16 protein-coding genes and 1 pseudogene are annotated in these 17,979 nt (G+C 62.3%); 3 read left to right on the top strand and 14 right to left on the bottom strand.

The features are described 5' to 3' along the window. Positions 1-5: 5 nt before the first annotated feature. The 11 genes from EPZ47_RS13975 to EPZ47_RS14025 form a co-directional block, all read right to left on the bottom strand. Positions 6-671: an amino acid ABC transporter permease gene (locus EPZ47_RS13975; protein WP_135845318.1), complete on the bottom strand. Its 666-nt coding sequence runs from the start codon at positions 669-671 to the stop codon at positions 6-8. Further along, complete coding sequence (gene lhpI, locus EPZ47_RS13980; RefSeq protein WP_135845319.1) at positions 664-2,439, bottom strand: cis-3-hydroxy-L-proline dehydratase; 1,776 nt, start codon at positions 2,437-2,439, stop codon at positions 664-666. Before lhpI ends, EPZ47_RS13975 begins: the two co-directional genes overlap by 8 nt. Positions 2,440-2,449: 10 nt before the next feature. After that, entirely contained in the window at positions 2,450-3,268 is an 819-nt protein-coding gene (locus tag EPZ47_RS13985; protein ID WP_135845320.1) for an ABC transporter substrate-binding protein, read from the bottom strand. 226 nt (positions 3,269-3,494) lie between these two features. Further along, positions 3,495-4,244 carry an AraC family transcriptional regulator gene (locus tag EPZ47_RS13990; protein WP_135845321.1) on the bottom strand — a complete coding sequence of 250 codons (750 nt, stop codon included), beginning with the start codon at positions 4,242-4,244 and terminating at the stop codon, positions 3,495-3,497. A gap of 188 nt (positions 4,245-4,432) precedes the next feature. Continuing rightward, entirely contained in the window at positions 4,433-5,689 is a 1,257-nt protein-coding gene (locus EPZ47_RS13995) for an NAD(P)/FAD-dependent oxidoreductase (protein ID WP_135845322.1), read from the bottom strand. Then, complete coding sequence (locus EPZ47_RS14000; protein WP_135845323.1) at positions 5,686-5,922, bottom strand: 2Fe-2S iron-sulfur cluster-binding protein; 237 nt, start codon at positions 5,920-5,922, stop codon at positions 5,686-5,688. Before EPZ47_RS14000 ends, EPZ47_RS13995 begins: the two co-directional genes overlap by 4 nt. After that, a complete protein-coding gene (locus EPZ47_RS14005; RefSeq protein WP_135845324.1) occupies positions 5,915-7,030 on the bottom strand; it encodes an NAD(P)/FAD-dependent oxidoreductase in 1,116 nt (371 codons plus the stop codon). The genes EPZ47_RS14000 and EPZ47_RS14005 overlap by 8 nt, the downstream gene beginning before the upstream one ends. Beyond that, positions 7,027-7,959, bottom strand: coding sequence for a 4-hydroxyproline epimerase (locus EPZ47_RS14010; RefSeq protein WP_135845325.1), 933 nt, complete (start codon positions 7,957-7,959; stop codon positions 7,027-7,029). Before EPZ47_RS14010 ends, EPZ47_RS14005 begins: the two co-directional genes overlap by 4 nt. Before the next feature lie 125 nt (positions 7,960-8,084). Continuing rightward, positions 8,085-9,005, bottom strand: coding sequence for a hypothetical protein (locus EPZ47_RS14015; RefSeq protein ID WP_135845326.1), 921 nt, complete (start codon positions 9,003-9,005; stop codon positions 8,085-8,087). Positions 9,006-9,136: 131 nt separating this feature from the next. After that, a complete protein-coding gene (locus EPZ47_RS14020) occupies positions 9,137-9,808 on the bottom strand; it encodes a GntR family transcriptional regulator (RefSeq protein ID WP_135845327.1) in 672 nt (223 codons plus the stop codon). A gap of 107 nt (positions 9,809-9,915) precedes the next feature. Next, positions 9,916-11,082: an MFS transporter gene (locus EPZ47_RS14025; protein ID WP_135845328.1), complete on the bottom strand. Its 1,167-nt coding sequence runs from the start codon at positions 11,080-11,082 to the stop codon at positions 9,916-9,918. Positions 11,083-11,215: 133 nt separating this feature from the next. Here EPZ47_RS14025 and EPZ47_RS14030 point away from each other — a divergent pair, with 133 nt between their 5' ends. Together EPZ47_RS14030 and EPZ47_RS14040 are read left to right on the top strand one after the other, a co-directional pair. Next, entirely contained in the window at positions 11,216-12,604 is a 1,389-nt protein-coding gene (locus EPZ47_RS14030; protein WP_135845329.1) for an aminotransferase-like domain-containing protein, read from the top strand. Positions 12,605-12,865: 261 nt separating this feature from the next. Continuing rightward, entirely contained in the window at positions 12,866-15,007 is a 2,142-nt protein-coding gene (locus EPZ47_RS14040) for a TonB-dependent siderophore receptor (RefSeq protein WP_135845330.1), read from the top strand. 52 nt (positions 15,008-15,059) lie between these two features. Here the strand turns inward: EPZ47_RS14040 and EPZ47_RS14045 are convergent. Beyond that, positions 15,060-15,793: pseudogene (locus tag EPZ47_RS14045) on the bottom strand (SDR family NAD(P)-dependent oxidoreductase). A gap of 218 nt (positions 15,794-16,011) precedes the next feature. Then, positions 16,012-16,218: a tautomerase family protein gene (locus EPZ47_RS14050; RefSeq protein WP_135845331.1), complete on the bottom strand. Its 207-nt coding sequence runs from the start codon at positions 16,216-16,218 to the stop codon at positions 16,012-16,014. A 127-nt stretch (positions 16,219-16,345) separates the two neighbouring features. Here EPZ47_RS14050 and EPZ47_RS14055 point away from each other — a divergent pair, with 127 nt between their 5' ends. Continuing rightward, positions 16,346-17,269: a LysR family transcriptional regulator gene (locus EPZ47_RS14055; RefSeq protein WP_135845332.1), complete on the top strand. Its 924-nt coding sequence runs from the start codon at positions 16,346-16,348 to the stop codon at positions 17,267-17,269. A 108-nt stretch (positions 17,270-17,377) separates the two neighbouring features. Here EPZ47_RS14055 and EPZ47_RS14060 read toward each other — a convergent pair whose 3' ends face one another. Next, positions 17,378-17,812 carry a nuclear transport factor 2 family protein gene (locus tag EPZ47_RS14060; protein ID WP_135845333.1) on the bottom strand — a complete coding sequence of 145 codons (435 nt, stop codon included), beginning with the start codon at positions 17,810-17,812 and terminating at the stop codon, positions 17,378-17,380. Positions 17,813-17,979 lie beyond the last annotated feature (167 nt).

Raw genomic sequence — 17,979 nt, forward strand, 5'->3', positions numbered from 1 at the left:
AGTCCTCAATAGCGGAACAATCGCCAAGACAACAGTCGGGCGAGCCCAACGATCAGCTTGGCGATCAGGTAATACAGCAGCGCCGCGAGGGCGAAGTATTCGAAGGTGCGGAAGGTCTTGACGTTGTATTCCTGGGTGACGCCGGTGAGGTCGTTGTTCAGGCCGACGACCACACCCAACGACGTCATCAACACCGCCCAGACCATCTGGTTGGTCAACGGATAAAAGACGATGCGCAGCAGTTGCGGGACGATGATCATCCGGTAGGCCTGGAAGGCGCTCATGCCCAGGGAACGGGCGGCACGCATCTGCGTAGGCGGCACGGCCTTGAGGCCGCCGCGAAAGTTTTCCGCCAGGTAACCGGCATTGTTGAAGGTGATCCCGGCCAGCAAGGCCAGCCAGGAACTGACGTGCAGGCCGAGGGATCCGAGCCCGAAGTAGAGGATGTAAATCTGGAACAGCGAGGGCGTGTTGCGGGCGATGGACACCCAGCCATTGCCCACCCCGCGCAGCAAGGGCTGCCGCGCCTGGCGCATCACCGTCAGCACCAGGGCGATCAGCACGCCGAAAATCATCGACAGCGCTGCGGTTTCGAACGTCACCCACGCCCCAGCGAGCATGTCGGGCAGGGCGCGTAAAGCCGGGCGCCATTGGAAGCTGTAGTCAAACATGGGTCGGGCTCCCCGTGCGGGTGGTGGGTTGCAGCCACCTTGGCGGCTGGCCACTGGTCGAGGCGCTGCACGCGGCGTCGACGCAATCGGCGAGGGCGGCAAAGTGCACGCCGCGACCGACCAGGCCCGGTGCGTAGTGGGCGTATTTGCCAGAGTTGGTCATCAGCGTGGTGGCGTGGGGCGGGATCACCGGTTCGCCCAACATGCACCAGCAGGTGTCGGTCACCAGTACCGCGCCGAAGGCCTCGATGGCCGCCAGGTAGCCGGCTTTGCGGGCCTGCTCCAGCACAGCCCGACCGCAGGTGATCGCCAACACCACGTACGGATGCTTGAGCCGACCCGCGCACAAGGTCGCGAGGACGGCGAATTCGCTGAGGGAGAAATGCGGGTTACCCAGCGAGACCACGTCCACCCAATTGTCCCGAGCGCTGTTGAGCTCGCGCCAACTGGCAAGCAGGCCCGCGACGCAGACGGTTTCCAGTGGCAACGTGACCTCGCTCTCCAGCACAGCGGCAAGGTCGAGGGCTTCCGGCGTCACCCCGGCGATGTGGAACAACGGCGCGGCGCTGGTGGTGGCGAACGCGGCGCCGAAGGCCTTGAGGTCGTCCAGGGTTGGCGCGGCGTGTTCCAGGCCGCGTATCAGCGGGATGCGCCGGCCCGCCAAAGCGCCGATGTGATAGCCCAACAGCGGATAGAAACTGTCGTCCACGTTGCCCAGCGCCGGCACGTCGACGATCAGCCCGGCCTTGCGCTGGTCGTCGAGATGACAGCCAGTCAACGGCGCCCGCCCGCACAGGGCAATGCATATATCGAGGAAGTCCGGGTACTTCTGCGTGCGCGCCCCCAGCACACTGTTGGCATAAACCACCGCGTTGGATTCGGCCCAGACGATTTGCTCGCCGGCCTTGGGCGCGGTGTCCAGCAGGTAGGGCGCGCAGGTGAAACTCAGCTGGGCGCCCATCGCCATGTAGGCATCGCCCAGGGCACTGGCCGGCTCGCCCAAGGCCGGATCGACGCCCAACTCCCGCCAGCGGCGCTGGTCCACGGAAATGGAATTGAGGGTGGTGGGCACGCGGACCTTCGCGCCCCACTGCACCAGTTGTTCGGCAAAACGCAGGCTGGCCGGGCCGGTGTAGATGCAGCCGTCAATGTGGGCCTGGGTCACGTTTAGCAGTTGCGTGGCACCCTGGATCTCGGCCATGCGCAGCACGATTTGCATCGCCACTTGGGCTGCCTTGCCGTGGGTGCCGTCGAGCAACACCCGGTCCTGTTCGGTCAGGTCCAGGGTCGAGGGAGTGGGCGGCTGGCAGGCGTCCGAACCCTGCCAGCCGTCGTTGGGACGGCGGCCAGACAGCGTCAGGACGTCCTCCTCGAGGCGGACAAAGCCCTGGCCGCGCAACCCATTGAAGGCCTCGTACCCCACGCACACCACCGGCAAGGAACGCTGGAAAATCACCTGCGCCACCAGCACGCCCAGGGTCAGGATTTCATCGGCTTCGGCCAGCACCAGGGCCGCAGGTGCATGGCCGTTGCTGATCAGTTCCATCAGTACGCTGCTGCCGGTGCAGGAGCCGCGTCCGCTGGGAATCGCCAGCACCCGTCCGGCCAGGCGTTCACCGCTCAGCGGGTGATGCCGGTCAATGACTTCGCCACTGGCCGGATCGACCCCGCCCCAGAAACTCAAGCCGACATCGGCGAACAGCAGGGCGCCCTGGGCGGCGCCCCCGACCAGGCTGCGACCTTTCACACGGACAGGCGTGCTTGGCATGCGCCGATCCTCAATAGTAGACCTGGGGAACAGTCAGGTTGGCCGGCGGGATGTCGGTGCCGACCCATTTGACGAACAGCTCCTTGTACCGCCCAGTGCGCACTTGCTGGTTGACGAACAGGTTGAGGTAGTTGAGCAGGCCGTACTCGCTGCGCTTGGCACCCAGGGACACGTAGTCGATGACATAGGGCGCATCACCGGCGATTTTCAGGCCTTTGTACTTGCCCGACTTGATGGTCGCGGCTGCCACGGTGTTGGTGACCACGGTCGCGTCGATGTGCCCTTGGGCGACCGCCAGCAGGGTGTCGTTCTGCGACTGGTAGGCGCGGAAACTGCCGCTGCCCCAGCTCTTCTGGTCTTTCTCCAGGGCGATGGCTTCGTAGGTGCTGCTGGTGTTTCCGAGTTTCTTGTCCTTGAGGTCGGCGTAGCTGTTTATGCCGGTGTCGTCGCGGGTCAGCACGACCATTTGGAAGGCGAAGTAGGGCACGGTCAGGCCTACTGTCTTGGCTCGCTCCAAGGTGTCGGAGGTGGAGGCGACGATGACATCGGCGCGGCCGGACAGCAGCGCGGGGATTCGGTCAGAGAAAGGGGTTTCCACCACTTCGGCGTCCACACCGAGGACCTTCGCCAGATCGTTGCAGTAGTCCACGTCGAATCCCGCCGGTTTGTTACTTCCATCGCGGAAGCCCATGGGTGGGAAGTCCAGGGTCACGGCGCAACGCAGTTTGCCGGAACCGATGATGTCATCGAGTTTGTCGGCGTGGGCGGGGGTAATGAAAAGCGGGGTGAGGACAACGCTGAGGGCTACGGCCAATGCAGGGTTTTTCATAAATGCCTCGCTGTCGAATAAATGCGGTGAAATATCGTATTGAGGATTTCGTATACGATATTAGATAAGCAATCGGCGTGCCTGTTTGCTGTTTTCTCATGGGAACGTTGCTGCAGGACTGAGATAGAGGCGTCCCTGCAAAACGGTAACGTTCAGGGCCGCGGGAAACGTTGGCTCAGGGTGTTACAGATGGGAGCAGCCGCGGGGCTCGACGCCCCTTTAGGGATCAGCGTTGATTCTCACGATACTGGCTGGGTGACAGACTGGTCAGGGCCCGAAACTGGCGACTGAAGGCACTGTGGTCGGTGTAACCACAGCGCAAGGCGATTTCGGTGATCGGCAGGTCCTGGTCCAGTAACAGCCGGGAGGCCTCCTCCAAGCGTGCCTTGTGAATCATCTGCCGGGGCGTGAGCTGGAAAATGCGCTTGCAGTGCCGCTCCAACTGCGCCACCGACAACCCGGCGATGGCCGTCAGTTCGGCCAGGCTGATGGGGCGGGCGAAGTGGCTTTTGATATGAGCATCCACCGCCGCCAGTTTCTGGAAGGCTGGGTGGCCCGACTGGGGCAATTGCAGGTCACGGGAAATGCCAGCGAGGCCGACGATCTGACCATTGGGGTCGTGTAGGGCCAGTTTGTGGGTCAGGCACCACACGGGTTGATTGCCGTAATACAGATGCAGCTCTAGCTGGTCGGCCAACTCCCGGCCGCTGGCCAGCACCCGGCGATCCTGTTCGGTGTACAACGGGCCGAAGCGTTCGGGGAACACCTGTTCGGCGGTGAGGCCGAGCAGGTCGGCGCAGTGCTTGAAGCCGCAGCGCCGGGCCAGGGTCTGATTGACGAAGGCGTAGCGGGCTTGCTTGTCCTTGATGAAAAACACCACGTCCGACAGGGTGTCCAGCAGCGGCGCGATGGGTTGCAGGCTGCGCAGCAGGGTGTCGAGGTCGCAGGGTGCGAAAGAGGTGAGCGTGGGGTACATGGCGCCAGGTTTCTGAGGGGACGCACAGATCATAGGGGCAAAGTCATCGAGGCAGGAAGTCCAGGCCCGACGTGGTCCACTGTGGGAGCGGGCTTGCTTGCGAAAGCGGTGGGTCAGCTTGCATCGATGCTGGATGTGCCGACGCATTCGCGAGCAAGCCCGCTCCTACAGAAGGATCTGGCGTGAGCTCAAGAGGGTGGGGTTTGTTCCAGATGCAGCAAGGTATCGATTCGCGCCGGGCTGAACGGCGGGCGCGGGGTGGGAGGTGTCCAGCCGAACAGATGTTCCAGCGCGGCGCCGCACACCCGGCCCTGGCACGCGCCCATGCCGCAACGGCTCGCCAACTTCGCTTCGCGCCAGTTTTCCTGGCCGGCCAGTTCGCCATACGGCACGTCTTCGCAGCGACAGACCAGGGTGTCGGCGCGGGCCAGGGTCTTGAGTCGGGCGTCGAGGGCAAACGCCTTGTTCAATGCCCGGGCGAAACCCTGCCAGCGTGCGCGGCGGGGCCACAGGCGCTGGGCCGCCGCAGTATTGCCGATGGCGGCGTGGCCGGCGATGGCACCTTCCACCAGGGCCAGTTCGCTGCCGCCAAAACCGCTGCATTCACCGGCGGCGTAATGTCCGACGCGGGTGGTGGCTTGCCAGGCGTCAACGGCCAGCGCCTGGCCTGCCAGTGCGCAGCCCAGAGCCTGACCGAGTTGGGTGTTGGCAATGAGTCCGAAGCCACAGGCCAGTCGGTCGCAGGCCAGTTCAATCGTCTTGCCCTGTTGCAGCAGGCGCACGCCTTCGAGCCGCTCCCGACCCAAAGCCTCCAACACGTAAGAGCCAGTGCGGTAGTGGTGGTCGAACAAACTGATCGATTGGAAGAGCTTGCCCGGCCAGCGTGGCAACTGCGCGGCGAAACCGGCCACGGCGGCGCGGCTGGCCTGCTCGGCGATCCGCAGCACCTGCGCACCCTGATGTTTCGCCGTGGCGGCGCTGGCCAGCAGCAGAGGTCCGCTGCCGGCGATCACCAGCCGTTCGCCACACACCGGCAGGCCGCCCTTGATCAAGGCTTGCAAGCCGCCAGCACCGGTCACACCGGGCAGTGTCCAGCCAGGGAAGGGCAGCAGCAATTCCCGGGCGCCGGTGCAGAGGATCAAGCGTTCGTAAGTGATCTGCCAGCCGCGCTCGGCATCTTCCACCAACAGGGTTTTATCGGCGGCGCAGGCGATCACCCGGGTGCCGGTGTGGCAGCGGACGTTAGCGCAGGCATGCAACTGCTCTCGCAGGCGTCGTGCCTCGGTGGGCAGGTTGGCCTGGGGGCCGTCGCGCCAGATCTGCCCGCCCGGCAGCGGATTGTCGTCCAGCAGCACAATGTGCGCGCCGCTGCTTGCTGCCGCCAGGGCGGCCGCCATGCCGGCGGGGCCGGCGCCGATGATCAGCAGGTCGGTGGTTTCGTTCATGGTCGGGTCTGCACTTGCATGCCATCGCGGCACAACGTCTGACAGGCCAGGCGTCGATGGCCGTCGATCGTCACCCGGCATTCCTGGCAGATGCCCATGCCGCACAACGGCGCGCGGCGCTGGCCGCTGACCGAGGTGCGGCTGCAACCGTCCGCGGCCAACGCCAATGCCGCCGCGACGCTGGTGCCGTTGGCGACCGACAGCGGGCAGCCGTCGAGGAATAGATCAGGCATAGACCGGTTCTCCCAGGAATCGCTGTGGCAGGTAAGGTTGAGCGGCAAGTGGCGGCGTTTCGTTGAACAACTGCGCGGCCAGCAGATCGGCGGTCGCGGGGGCCGTTGTGACCCCCAGACCTTCATGACCCACAGCCAGCCATAGTCCCTGACGTTGCGGATGTTGGCCCACCAACGGCAGGCCGTCGGGGCTGGCCGCACGAAAACCGGTCCAGGCACGAATGCCATTGAGCTGCGCCAGCCCCGGCATGTATTCGACGGCCCGCTTGAGCATCTTTGCCAACATCCAGCCTTCCACCTGCGGGTCAACGGTGCCGAACTGCCGCGAGGCGCCGATGAACACTTGTCCGGTCGGGCGCGGCTGGATACTGCACGCCACCGATGGCCCGCTGGCGTTGTGGGCGCTGGTGACATAGCCCAGTTCCACCAGCGTATGGGTGATGGTGGCGGGGTAGCGATCAGTGATCAGCAGGTGTCCTTTTTTGGCTTCGATGGGCAGTTCCGGGCACAGCTCCGTGGCCTGGATGCCATTGGCCAGGACCACCGCTTCGGCGCTCAACCAGCGACCGTCGTCAAGGCGCACGCGGTGGCCATCGACTTCACTGACCCGGGCGCGCTGCTGGCGAATGTTGGGTGTGTCCAGCATCCAGCGGGCGGCAGCCGGGGCGTAGAGGATGCCGTCACCCTTGATCAGCAGGCCGCCTTCCAAGCCTTCGCGCAGCTCGGGTTCACGCTGGTGCAGAGCGGTGCGGCCGAGCAATTCGCAGGCTTCGCCATGGGCCAGCAGGTTCAGGTATTTGCTGTGGGCCACGGCCATTTCCTCGGCATCGGCCGCCAGCCACAGGGTGCCGTTGTTGCGCCAGGCGCAGGCGTCGGGCAGGGCCGGGGCCAGTTCGCGCCAGCGTTGCAGCGAATATTGACTGAGGGCCAGTTCCGCCGGGTTGTCATCCAGTACCAGCAGATGGCCCATGCCGGCCGCCGTTGCGCCGTGCCAACCGGCGTCCAGCACCAGGATTTTCAAGCCACGTTGGGCCAATGTCCGGGCGCAGGAAGCGCCGATGATACCGGCGCCGATGATGATCACGTCGGCGACCTGGCCCTCGCTCACGAACGGATACCCCAGGCGAACGGGTCATCCGCGTCGATGATCAGCGTGGTCTCGGCGCTGATGTAGGCTCGACCACGGATCGTCGGCACGATGCGTTCGCCCGAGCGTTCATAGGAACCCTCGAACTCGCTGCCAATGACACTGGCCTGGCGCCAGATCTGCCCGGGTTGCAGTTTTCCATCGGCGGCCAGGCAGGCCAGTTTGGCACTGGTGCCGGTGCCGCAAGGGGAGCGGTCATAGGCCTTGCCGGGGCAGAGCACGAAGTTGCGGCTGTCAGCGTGCGGGTCGTCGGCGAACAGTTCGATGTGGTCGATCAGGCCGCCGTCCTCGCCGCGAAAACCCTGCTGCTCCAAGGCTTGCTGCACGGCGTAGGTATAGGCGGTCAATGTGTCGAGGTTATCGCCGGCCACGCGCTGGCCGTGGTCGGCGATCAGGAAAAACCAGTTGCCACCCCAGGCCACATCACCCACCACCTTGCCGATGCCCGGCACCTCCAGTTCCAGAGCCTTGCGGTACCGGTAGGCCGGCACGTTGCGCACGCTGACCGAGTGATCGTCGTGCAAGGTGGCTTGTACCGTGCCCACAGGGGTTTCGATGCTGTGCACGCCGGGACCGATCCGCCCCAGATGGGCCAGCGACGCCACCAGGCCGATGGTGCCGTGACCGCACATGCCCAGATAGCCGCTGTTGTTGAAGAAGATCACCCCGGCACAGGCACGTGGGTCAACCGGTTCACAGAGCAGCGCGCCCACCAGCACATCACTGCCACGGGGTTCCAGCACGCAGGCCGTGCGCCAGGCATCGTGTTGCTCGGCCAGGCGCTGCCGGCGCTCGGCCATGCTGCCTTGACCCAGGTCGGGGAAACCGTCGGTGACCAATCGGGTCGGCTCGCCGCCGGTGTGGGAATCGATCACGGTGATGCGTTTCATGGGGGCCACGTCCGTTCAGATGAGTGACGGCAAGCGTGGCCCGCGCCGGGGGGCGACGGCTTGATGGATTTATCTGGCGCTGATGACGAAATCGGCACAGTGCGGCAACAGCCAGGTGAGCCTGGTCAGGCGTCAGCGTTGCGCCATCGCCATTCGATATGCTCGGTATTGATCCCCAAGGCCTCGAACTTCTCGGCCACATACCGCAGGCAAGCGCCACCGTCGGGCTGGTAGTGCCCGGAAGCATCGTTGACCATGGCAAGCACATGGTCCATACGATGTTCGGTGACCCTGAACTCCCCGGCACACATGACCGGCCTGCCACTGCCGAGCTGGCTATGCCTTACATAGTTGGCCCGGTCGCTATGTTCCCAGCGCTTATAAATAATGGCGTGTTCCGGTGTATAGACCCATGTGTAGCTGTTGGACTGGTCGTTGGGGGACAGCAGCTCACTGGTGTGTGTTTTCAGTTGATTGCCGATCAACTTGCCGTCCCACATCCCGACCAACTGACCTACGCCGTCTATTTTCGAAGGGTCATAACAGCGCCAATGCACCAGGTCACCGATAAAGGGCATCCACCTGATCGGATAGGTCTGGGCGTTGAGATCGATGGATCTGTGGTCGGAATTTTTCCAGTCGGCGAAGTGAACATGGCCTGACCATACGAATTGCAAGTGCGCGGATGAGTTTCTGAGCCATTTGTTGATCTGTTTGAATGAGGTATTGGCGTAGATGTCATTGGCTTTGATCAGCACCGATTCCAACGCCCAGTCATCAGAAGCGATCGGGTGTGCGACGGGCACCTGGTAGAGGACCAGTCCGTCAATTTCCATGAGTGAAATACGTGGTCGGCCGAACATCCGGGTAATGTCGATATCCACGTGGATAACTTGCCCCACTCTGGGCGCTTCACAGAACAACTGCATCTGACCCAAGGGGCCCATCGATATATAGATGCTGTCGTCCGTGCCCGCCCAGTTTTGATCCTTTATGGAGGCCGTCACAGAAAGGGTGTCGATGAAGGTGTCGAATGGATGTGTCATGGAAAGCAAGTGTCTGTTTCAGATAACCAAGGCACCTGATTCTAGAGCGACGTCGGACAGTCGCTGCGGTACATATGTATAGGTCCTCAAGAAATACCGAGTCGATCATCGACTCGATATTTCGGGCAGGCTCAATGGCTGGAAGGCAGGAACTCGAACAGCGTCTTGCAGACCCCGGCGATGTGTTCATCCAGCAGCTTCACCGCCCGTTCGACATCACCGGCGCGGCAGGCGTCGAGGATTTCCCGGTGCTCGTGGTCGGCGCGCTCCTTGCCAGCCGAAAGGCTCATTTGCATGCGCAAGTAGCGCTCCAGCTTGTCATGGACCGAACGGATCAAACTCACCAGGAAGGGTCGTTGCGCCGGCTCATAGAGGCAGGCATGCAATTGCCAGTTCAGTTCCGCCCAGCGTCCTACGTCGTCCTCACCGATGAATTCCTGGCAGATACTCTCGGCGCGGGCGAAGGTTTCTTCGGTCATGTTGGGAATCGCCAGGCGCAGCACCTTGTCCTCCAGCAGCATCCGCACTTCAAACATCTGCGCCAACTCCGCCTCGGAAACGCGCGTGACCATCGCCCCGCGATTGCGCTGGAACATCACCAGGCCCTCGGCCTCCAGGCGCTTGAGGGCCTCACGCACGGGGATCTTGCTGACGTTGAACTGACGGGCGATGTCGTCCTGGCGAATCGGCTCGTCCTCGGCAAAATGCCCGGCGACGATGGCATCGCGCAGGTGCCGGGTGATGATTTCCGAAGTGGAGGGGGTGTTGCCCAGGTCAGGTAGATTGAACTTGGATAAGGTCACGGCGGCGGGTCGTTCGGCTGAGATGGGGATATGGTATACGACTTTGCCAGGGGCAAGTCGAGCTGTCCGGGCCTCCACCTGTGGCGCGCTGTCCAAAGGTTTTGTGTTCAACCGTGGGACAGCTGGGTGGCGTAGGCCTGCGTCCGGACGATGATCAATCCCGTAACACACGCCCCGGCTGTCAACACTAGGCCGAACAAGATCAACGCCACGTCGGCACCGAAATAATCCGCCAACAAACCGGTCACCACCACCGGGATGCTGAAGCCGACATAGGCAAACAGGAAAAAACCGGCGCTGACCCGCGCCTTTTCCGCGCCGGCCATGGCCGTGACGGCGGATAATCCACCCAGGTACAGAAAGCCATAACACGCACTGCTGGCGCCCAGTGCCCCGAGTAGAACAGCGACCAGGGAACCAACACTCGCGCCCCAGGCCAGCAACGCGTAGCTCAAGGGCAGGATCAACAGCCCCAAGCCAGTGGCCCTGGCCGGTTGCATGCGGCGCACCCAAGGTTGAAAGAGCAGCCCGCAACTGATCACGGTGAAGGTCGACAGGCCGGACCAGCGCTGCAGGTCGTGGGTGGCAAGCACCGAAGGCAGGATAGCGATGACCAGGCCGGAGGTCGCCCAGGCCAGCAGCATGGAAAAGCTATAGGGCAGGCTGCCGGCGGGAAACAACGGTAGGCGCAACAGCGGTGCGTTTTTGATTTTTACGGCAGGGTCCGGTAACCGCCACACCACGACAAGCGCGATGCCGGCCAGCAGCAGTTGCAGCCAGAAACTGCCGGGTGTGACGCTGTGGTGGGCGAACAGGAACAGACTGGTCAATGCGGCGCCCAGGCCAAATCCCAGGGAGGTGCTGGCGGTGACCCGGTTGGCCGGTGAACGGGCATCCCGGGAGGCCATCAGCTCTGTCATATAAGCGGTCGCCGTCGCCGAGGCCAACCCGGTGCCGACGCCCATCATCAAGCGCGCCACACCCAGCGCCACCAGGCTCGGCCAGAGCAATGTCACCACGGTTGCCAGCATCGACAGAGCCAGGGCGATCAGGATCAACGGCCTGCGGCCCACCCGGTCGGCCAGCCCGCCGAAGGCCAGCAGGACCGGCAACACGCCCAGCACGTAAGCGGAAAATGCTACCGCCGTGGCACCGGCACCGTAGCCGGACAACTGCGCGTAGGTGGTGTACAGCGGTGCTTGCAGGTTGACCGCCAGGGTGATCAGGCAAAGGCCGAAAGCCAGTCCCCACGCATGTCGATGCTGTGTGTTCAAGGGTGTTCCTTAAGGGGTGTGAAGTCCTTGGGGACTATCACGTCCGGGCACAGTGCAAACAAGGAACAGACAAAGGCCTTTTGTGCTTAACTGTTCGCTCGAAATTCAAGAACACTTGGGCAGAGTGCGCGCCATGGACCTGAACATTGATCGCAATGCTGCTGAGCCGCTGATCCGGCAACTGGTAACTCACGTCATGGGTTGGATCGAGTCCCATGGCATCCGTCCCGGCGCGCGCATGCCTTCCATCCGTCAATTGGCCCAGGAAAATGGCCTGAGCCTGTCGAGCGTGATCAAGGCTTATGACCAATTGGTGGCCGTCGGTGTGCTGGAGTCGCGCCATGGGGCGGGCTTCTTCGTCGCGCAGCCGTTGTCCCAGCCCACGGTGCCAGACATTGAAACGGACAATACGCGCTGGCGGTTATTCGACAATCAATCGACGCAACTCAAGCTGGGCTGTGGCTGGCTGCCCGACGCCTGGCGTGACGACACCGACCTGGGCCAGGCCATCCGCCAGGTGGTGCGCAGCGACAGCCAGGCCTTGTTCAATTACAGCACCGCGCTGGGCTCCCCTCAGCTGCGTCTGCACATTCAGAAGCGCCTGGGCCTGATCGATATCCACGCCGATCTGCGGCAGATTCTCACCACCCAAGGCGCCAGTCATGGCCTTGACCTGCTGGTGCGGACGCTGCTCAAACCCGGCGACCTGGTGTTGGTGGAGAGCCCCGGTTATTACAATCTGTTCAATCTGTTGCAGCTGCATGGGGTCAAGACCCTGGCGGTACCCAGGACCGCCCAGGGACCGGATATCGCCAGCCTGGAGCGAATCCTGAGCCAGCACAAACCCACGTATTTCTTCATCAACAGCATGTACCAGAACCCCACCGGTACCAGCCTGGCGCCGAGCGTGGCGTATCGTTTGCTGCAACTGGCCACGCTGCACGACTTTCGGCTCATCGAGGACGACATCTACGCCGACTTCCAGAACGGCCCGACGTCGCGCCTGGCGACCCTCGACGCCCTGGACCGGGTGATTTACCTCGCGAGTTTCTCCAAGACGCTGTCCAGCTCGCTGCGCATCGGTTATGTGGTTGCCCAGCCCGAAATCGTCAATCGACTGGCCGAGGTCAAGATGATCACCGGCATCGGTTGCTCGCTGCTGGCCGAAAACGTGGTGGCGACGTTATTGGCCAACGGCGCTTACCGCAAGTTGATCCAACGCTTGCGCCAGCGCCTGAATAAACAGATGGCGAATACGCTGCGCCAACTGGACCCGGCGCATTGGGAGGTCTTTGCCGAACCGACGGGGGGCCTGTTTATCTGGGCCAGGCCCCGGCGACTGGAGGCAACGCGAGTGCAGCAGATTGCCCGGGAACTGCACGTCCAACTGTCCCAGGGCTCGACGTTTCTGCCCGAGGGGGAGGCGTCTGACTGGCTGCGGCTGAACGTGGCCTATACCCAGGATATTCGTGCGCAGAGGTTCTTTCAGCGGGTTGAGGAGGAGTCGGTTGTGCTTCAGTGAGCGTTGCGGGTGATGGTTAGGGGGACAGCGATTTCAACTGTGGGAGCGGGCTTGCTCGCGAAGGCGTCGTGTCAGGCACCATTGATATTGACTGATACACCGCTTTCGCGAGCAAGCCCGCTCCCACAGGAGGTCGGCTCAGCAAAAATGACAACGTTAATGGGAATATATATCAAACAAGAATGAGTTCATGTATCTTTCGCGACACATTCTTGTCGGCCCCCAAAGTGGCCGGTGTTCTTTCATTAGGATTGTGCATCGATGCGTCGGATTCTTGTATCACTGTGTGTGCTCCAGGCTTACTCCATTCCCACCTGGGCAGAGGAGCCCATCGCCGCCAACCCGGCGACCCTCGAACTGCAAGCCACGGACATCGTCGGCGAGTCGGACTATGAGACAGCCCAGGGGCCAGTGAAGGGTTATCACGCCACCCGTTCCGCCAGCGCAACCCGTACCGACACCGCGATCCATGAAACCCCGCAATCGATTTCCGTGGTGTCCCGCGACGTGGTCGAAGACCTCGGTGCCACACGCCTGCAAGACGCCCTCGATTACGCCGGTGGGGTAGGCCGGGGCAATAACTTTGGCGGCCAGGGTTTGACCACGTTCACCGTGCGCGGCTTCACCACGGGGGAGTTCTATCGCAATGGCTTCCCGATCAACCGTGGCTACCCGAACATGCCTGACGCCAACACCATCGAGCGCCTGGAAGTGCTGCGGGGGCCGGCGACCATGCTGTACGGCCGTGGCGACCCGGGCGGTACCTTCAACGTGGTGTCCAAACAACCTTTGGCCGAGCGCACGGTGACTTTGGGCAGCCAGGTCAGCGACCAGGGCATGCGCCGTGGCACGCTGGATGCCTCCGGCCCACTGGATGAACAAGGAAGCCTGGCCTATCGCCTGAACGTGATCGGTGAGGGCGGTGATACGTTCCGCGACCACGTCGAGACCGAGCGTTACGGCATCGCGCCGGTGGTCACCTGGCAGGTCAACGACACCACGCGCCTGACCTTCGAAGGCGATTTCATGCGCAACAATGCGCCGCTGGACCGCGGCTTGACGCACTATCCCGGGCAGCGCGGCACCGCGTCGCGGGATACGTTTTTCGGCGAAAAAGACGCCGGCAAACTGCACAACGACAACAACATGCTGCAAGTGCGTTTCGAACACATGCTCAACGATGACTGGACCCTCGCCGGCGGCACCCAGTGGCTCGACGGTACGTTGCAGGGCAACGCGGTGGAAGGCAACGGCATCGCTGCCGATGGACGCACCCTGGGGCGTAATTTCAACTACCGCAAACTGGAATGGACCGACCACGACACTCAGTTGAACCTCACCGGGCATTTTTCCACTGGTGGGTTCGAGCACACGTTGTTGACCGGCATCGAGTACGAAGACTACGACTACAAGTCCATCATCCAGCGTTCCGCCGCCGGGGCCGGTGCATACCCGATCGATATCTTCGATCCAGTGTATGGCCAGCCGCGTCCGGCGCTGACGCGCACGCCCACCAATGATGAGGAAAACCTCAAGACGTTCGGCGTGTTCGTCCAGGATCAAGTGGCGCTTACGGAGCGCTTGAAACTGCTGGCCGGTGCGCGTTTCGAGCGTTTTGAGCATGAGTACGAGACGTTCGTCCCTCAAGTCCGGCCCGGCAGCAGGAACTGGGATGTCACTGACAGCGCCGTCACCCCGCGCCTGGGGGTGATCTACGACCTGACCGACACCGTGGCGGTCTACGCCAACACCGCTCGCTCTTTCAAACCCAACACCGGTGCCAGCCTCCAAGGGGGCGGGTTCAAGCCGGAGGAGGGCAAGTCCTACGAAATGGGCGTCAAGTGGGAAGCGCTGGATCGTCAGTTGAGCGTCGACGCGGCGATCTACCAGATCGAAAAGCGCAACGTGCTCACGCCCGACCCACTGGATTCCACATTCAACGTGGCCGCCGGCGAAGTGCGCAGCCGTGGTTTTGACCTGAACGTGGCGGGCAACCTCACGCCACAATGGCGCATGATCGGTGGCTACGCCTATGTGGACGCCGAGGTGACCAAGGACATTAATATCCCGACCGGCACCCGCCTGCTCAACGTGCCCCGGAACACCTTCAGCCTGTTGAACGTCTACGAGTTCCAGGATGGCGGTCTCAAAGGCCTGGGCCTGGGGCTGGGCGGCAAGTACGTCGGCGAGCGGGCCGGCAACACGGCGGCCAACGCCTTTACCATGGACAGCTACACCGTCGTCGACCTGCTCGGCTACTACAAGGTCAACGAGCGGATTCGCCTCAACCTGGACCTGAAGAACCTGTTCGACGCCGATTATGAAGAAGGCGCGTTTGGTGGCGTCTACGCCTATCCAGGCGCACCGCGGACGGTGCAGGCCGGGATCTCCTACACGCTCTGAGTCCAATGCTTCATGGAAACCCCGCAGGCTCAGCCTCCGGGGTTTTTCTTTTTTACCACTTGCCGGTACTCATCCCGCCATCCACTGGCAATATCGCGCCGGTGGTAAAATCCGCGCCCGCCAGGTACAGCACGGCCTCGGCAATTTCCTCGATGGTGCCCACCCGACCGGCAGGGGCCAGGTTGTTGAGGAACTCGCGGTGCGCCGGATCATGCATCGGCGTGTCGATGATGCCGGGGGCGACGGCGTTGACCTTGATGTTGTGGGGGACAGTTCCAGTGCCAGGGCACGGGTCATCTGGTTGACGCCGCCCTTGATCAACACCGGCAACGCCGCTGGCACCTGGATGTTCGGTTGCAGGGCCACAGCGGCGGAGATGTTGATGATGAAACCTTGCTGGCGGCCAATCATGTGGGCGGCGGCAGCCTGGCTGGCGTAGACGAGCCCTTTGAGGTTGGTGTCCAGCAGCGCGTCCAGGTCCTGGGGGCTGTATTCGACGAAGGGTTTTGGCAGGAAGAACCCCGCGTTGTTCACCAGCCCGTCCACGGCACCGAACGCCTTGATGGCTTGGGTAATGAGGGTGGCGGAAGTGGCCGGATCGGCGACATCGCCGGCCACGCCGATGAAGCTGGCCGGGTGCCCGAGTTGGCCGGCGGCATCGTCCAGGCCAGATTGGGAACGGGCGTTGCCCACCACGTTATAGCCATGATCGAGAAATGCCTTGACCAAGCCAAGGCCGATGCCGCTGGAGGCGCCGGTGATGATGACGGTTTTGTTGAGGCTCATGATTGAACTCCTGATCACGTTGAGTGGAAACCGTTGCGCCTGGGGGGCGGTGGTTGAGATCAGGGTATTGATGTGTTGTGGGTTGATAAATGGGGGTTCTGGTATTTGAGTTGATACCTCATGTAATCAATTTTTATGTTCACCACCCGCTCCCACAGGAGTCATCATCAGGCACAAAAAAGCCCGGTCAATCGGACCGGGCTCGGAAGTTTAGAACGTCATTCCTTGGGCAGACTTCGATACTCAGTCGTGGTGATCCCCGCATACCCCCAGTTATCCGTATCAACCTCCTCGATCACGATATGGGTCAAGTGTGGGTCCTTGCCCAGCACGCGCTGGAGGGTTTCGGTGATTTCGGCAATCACCTGGGCTTTCTGCTCGCGGGTAACGCCGTCGCGGGTAATACGTACATTGACGAAGGGCATGTTGCACTCCTGCTCGTGGGAAATGAGCGCAGGATGTTTCCCGCGCAGCTGGGGCCACTATATTTATACGCTCGCGGCTGATAAACAGGCGCCTGGGATCTTCAGTTGATACGCGGTGTAATGAATCATGAAGCGGCATTTCGAAGACTTGCAGTTGGGCAGCATAGAGCTGTTTTGCCTGGCGGCCGAGGCGGGCAGTTTCACCGCGGCGGCCCAGGCGGCGGGCGTTACCCCGGCGGCGGTGAGCCGTTCGATCTTTCGCCTGGAGGAGCGCCTGGGCTCGCGCCTTTTTGTGCGAACTACGCGCAGCATCCGCCTGACCGAAGCCGGCAAGACCTATTTTGAGCAGTGTCGGCAGGCGTTGACCCAGTTGGTCGAGGCGCAACAGGAGATGATGGGCGCGCAATCAGTGCCGTCCGGGCTACTGCGCATCAGCCTGCCCACTACGTACGCTCATCACCGGATCCTGCCCTTGCTGCCGGCCTTTCGGACGTTGTACCCGCAAGTGACGGTGGACCTGCACTTGAGCAATCGAAACATCGACTTCGTGGCCGAGGGTTATGACCTGGCGATCCGGGTGCGCGCCCAGCCGGACTCTTCCTTGATCGCCCGGTTGCTGGAAGACGCGAAACTGGTGGTAGTCGCGGCACCGGACTACCTGCACAAGGCCGGCACGCCACAGGTTCTTGAAGACCTGGCCGATCACGAGTGCATCCAGTTCGAACTGCCCAGCAGCGGGCGACGGATTTCCTGGTTGTTCGATGTCGATGGCAAGGAGCGGGAGGTATTCGGCCAGGGTGGCTATTGCTGTTCGGATGATGTGCTGGGCGGGGTGACATTGGCCAAGCATGGCGCGGGGTTGTTCCAGACCTACAGATTTATCGTCGAACAGGAGCTGGCGGACGGTCGCCTGGTAGAGGTCCTGCAGCCCTTCGCGGGCCGCTCACGTCCTTTCACCTTGCTCTACCCCCACGGCCGCTACATGCCGCAACGGGTGCGGGCCTTCGTGGATTTTCTCTTGCAGCATCGCGAACAGTGGGCGGGAGCCTGACGATAACTTCGGGCCAAGGCGTTCCCTGTGGCGAGGGAGCTTGCTCCCGCCTGAGTGCGAAGCGCTCAGCAGAAGCTCGCCACAGAAAACACCTGAGTCAACCTAATATCAGAACCGAAACGCCTGACGACCAATCAGCAACCACTTGCCATTTTTCTGCTTCTGCCAGATCTGGAAGTTCTCGATTTCGGTGGGAACCACTTCAGTACCCTTGAGCGCCTGCGCCGAGAAATGGTTACGCACCAGCGCCACATCGCCAGACAGGGTGATTTTCTGGTTCTTCATTTCCAGGGTCTTGAACGCGCTCTTGCCGGTTTCGATGTCGGCGATGAAGGCTTTTTTGTCCTGGATGTTCCCGCTGGAGTGCCCGTAGGTCAGGTTTTCGGCGGCCAATGCCTGCAGTTGTGGGATGTCTTTGTGCAGCATGGCTTGGGTCAGGTGCTCGACGGCCTGGGCCACGTCTTGCTCGGGCGATGAAGTGGCTGCCGCTGCGTAGCCGCTGAACAGGCACAGGAAGCTGATGACCAGTGTGGTTTTTTTCATGGGGATTTCCTTATTTTTGTAGGTATCGGGAACTGAGGAGCGGTTTTGCGTCGCCCTCATCGGTCATCGTACAACTTGTCTGGGGCGACGGGAATAGGCAGGTCGTTGGTCCACTGGCAAAATCCAGCCAGGGGGTAGGGTGGGGCTTGTGCAATGTGGCGAGGGAG

It is taken from the genome of Pseudomonas viciae (assembly GCF_004786035.1).
Classification (GTDB): domain Bacteria; phylum Pseudomonadota; class Gammaproteobacteria; order Pseudomonadales; family Pseudomonadaceae; genus Aquipseudomonas; species Aquipseudomonas viciae.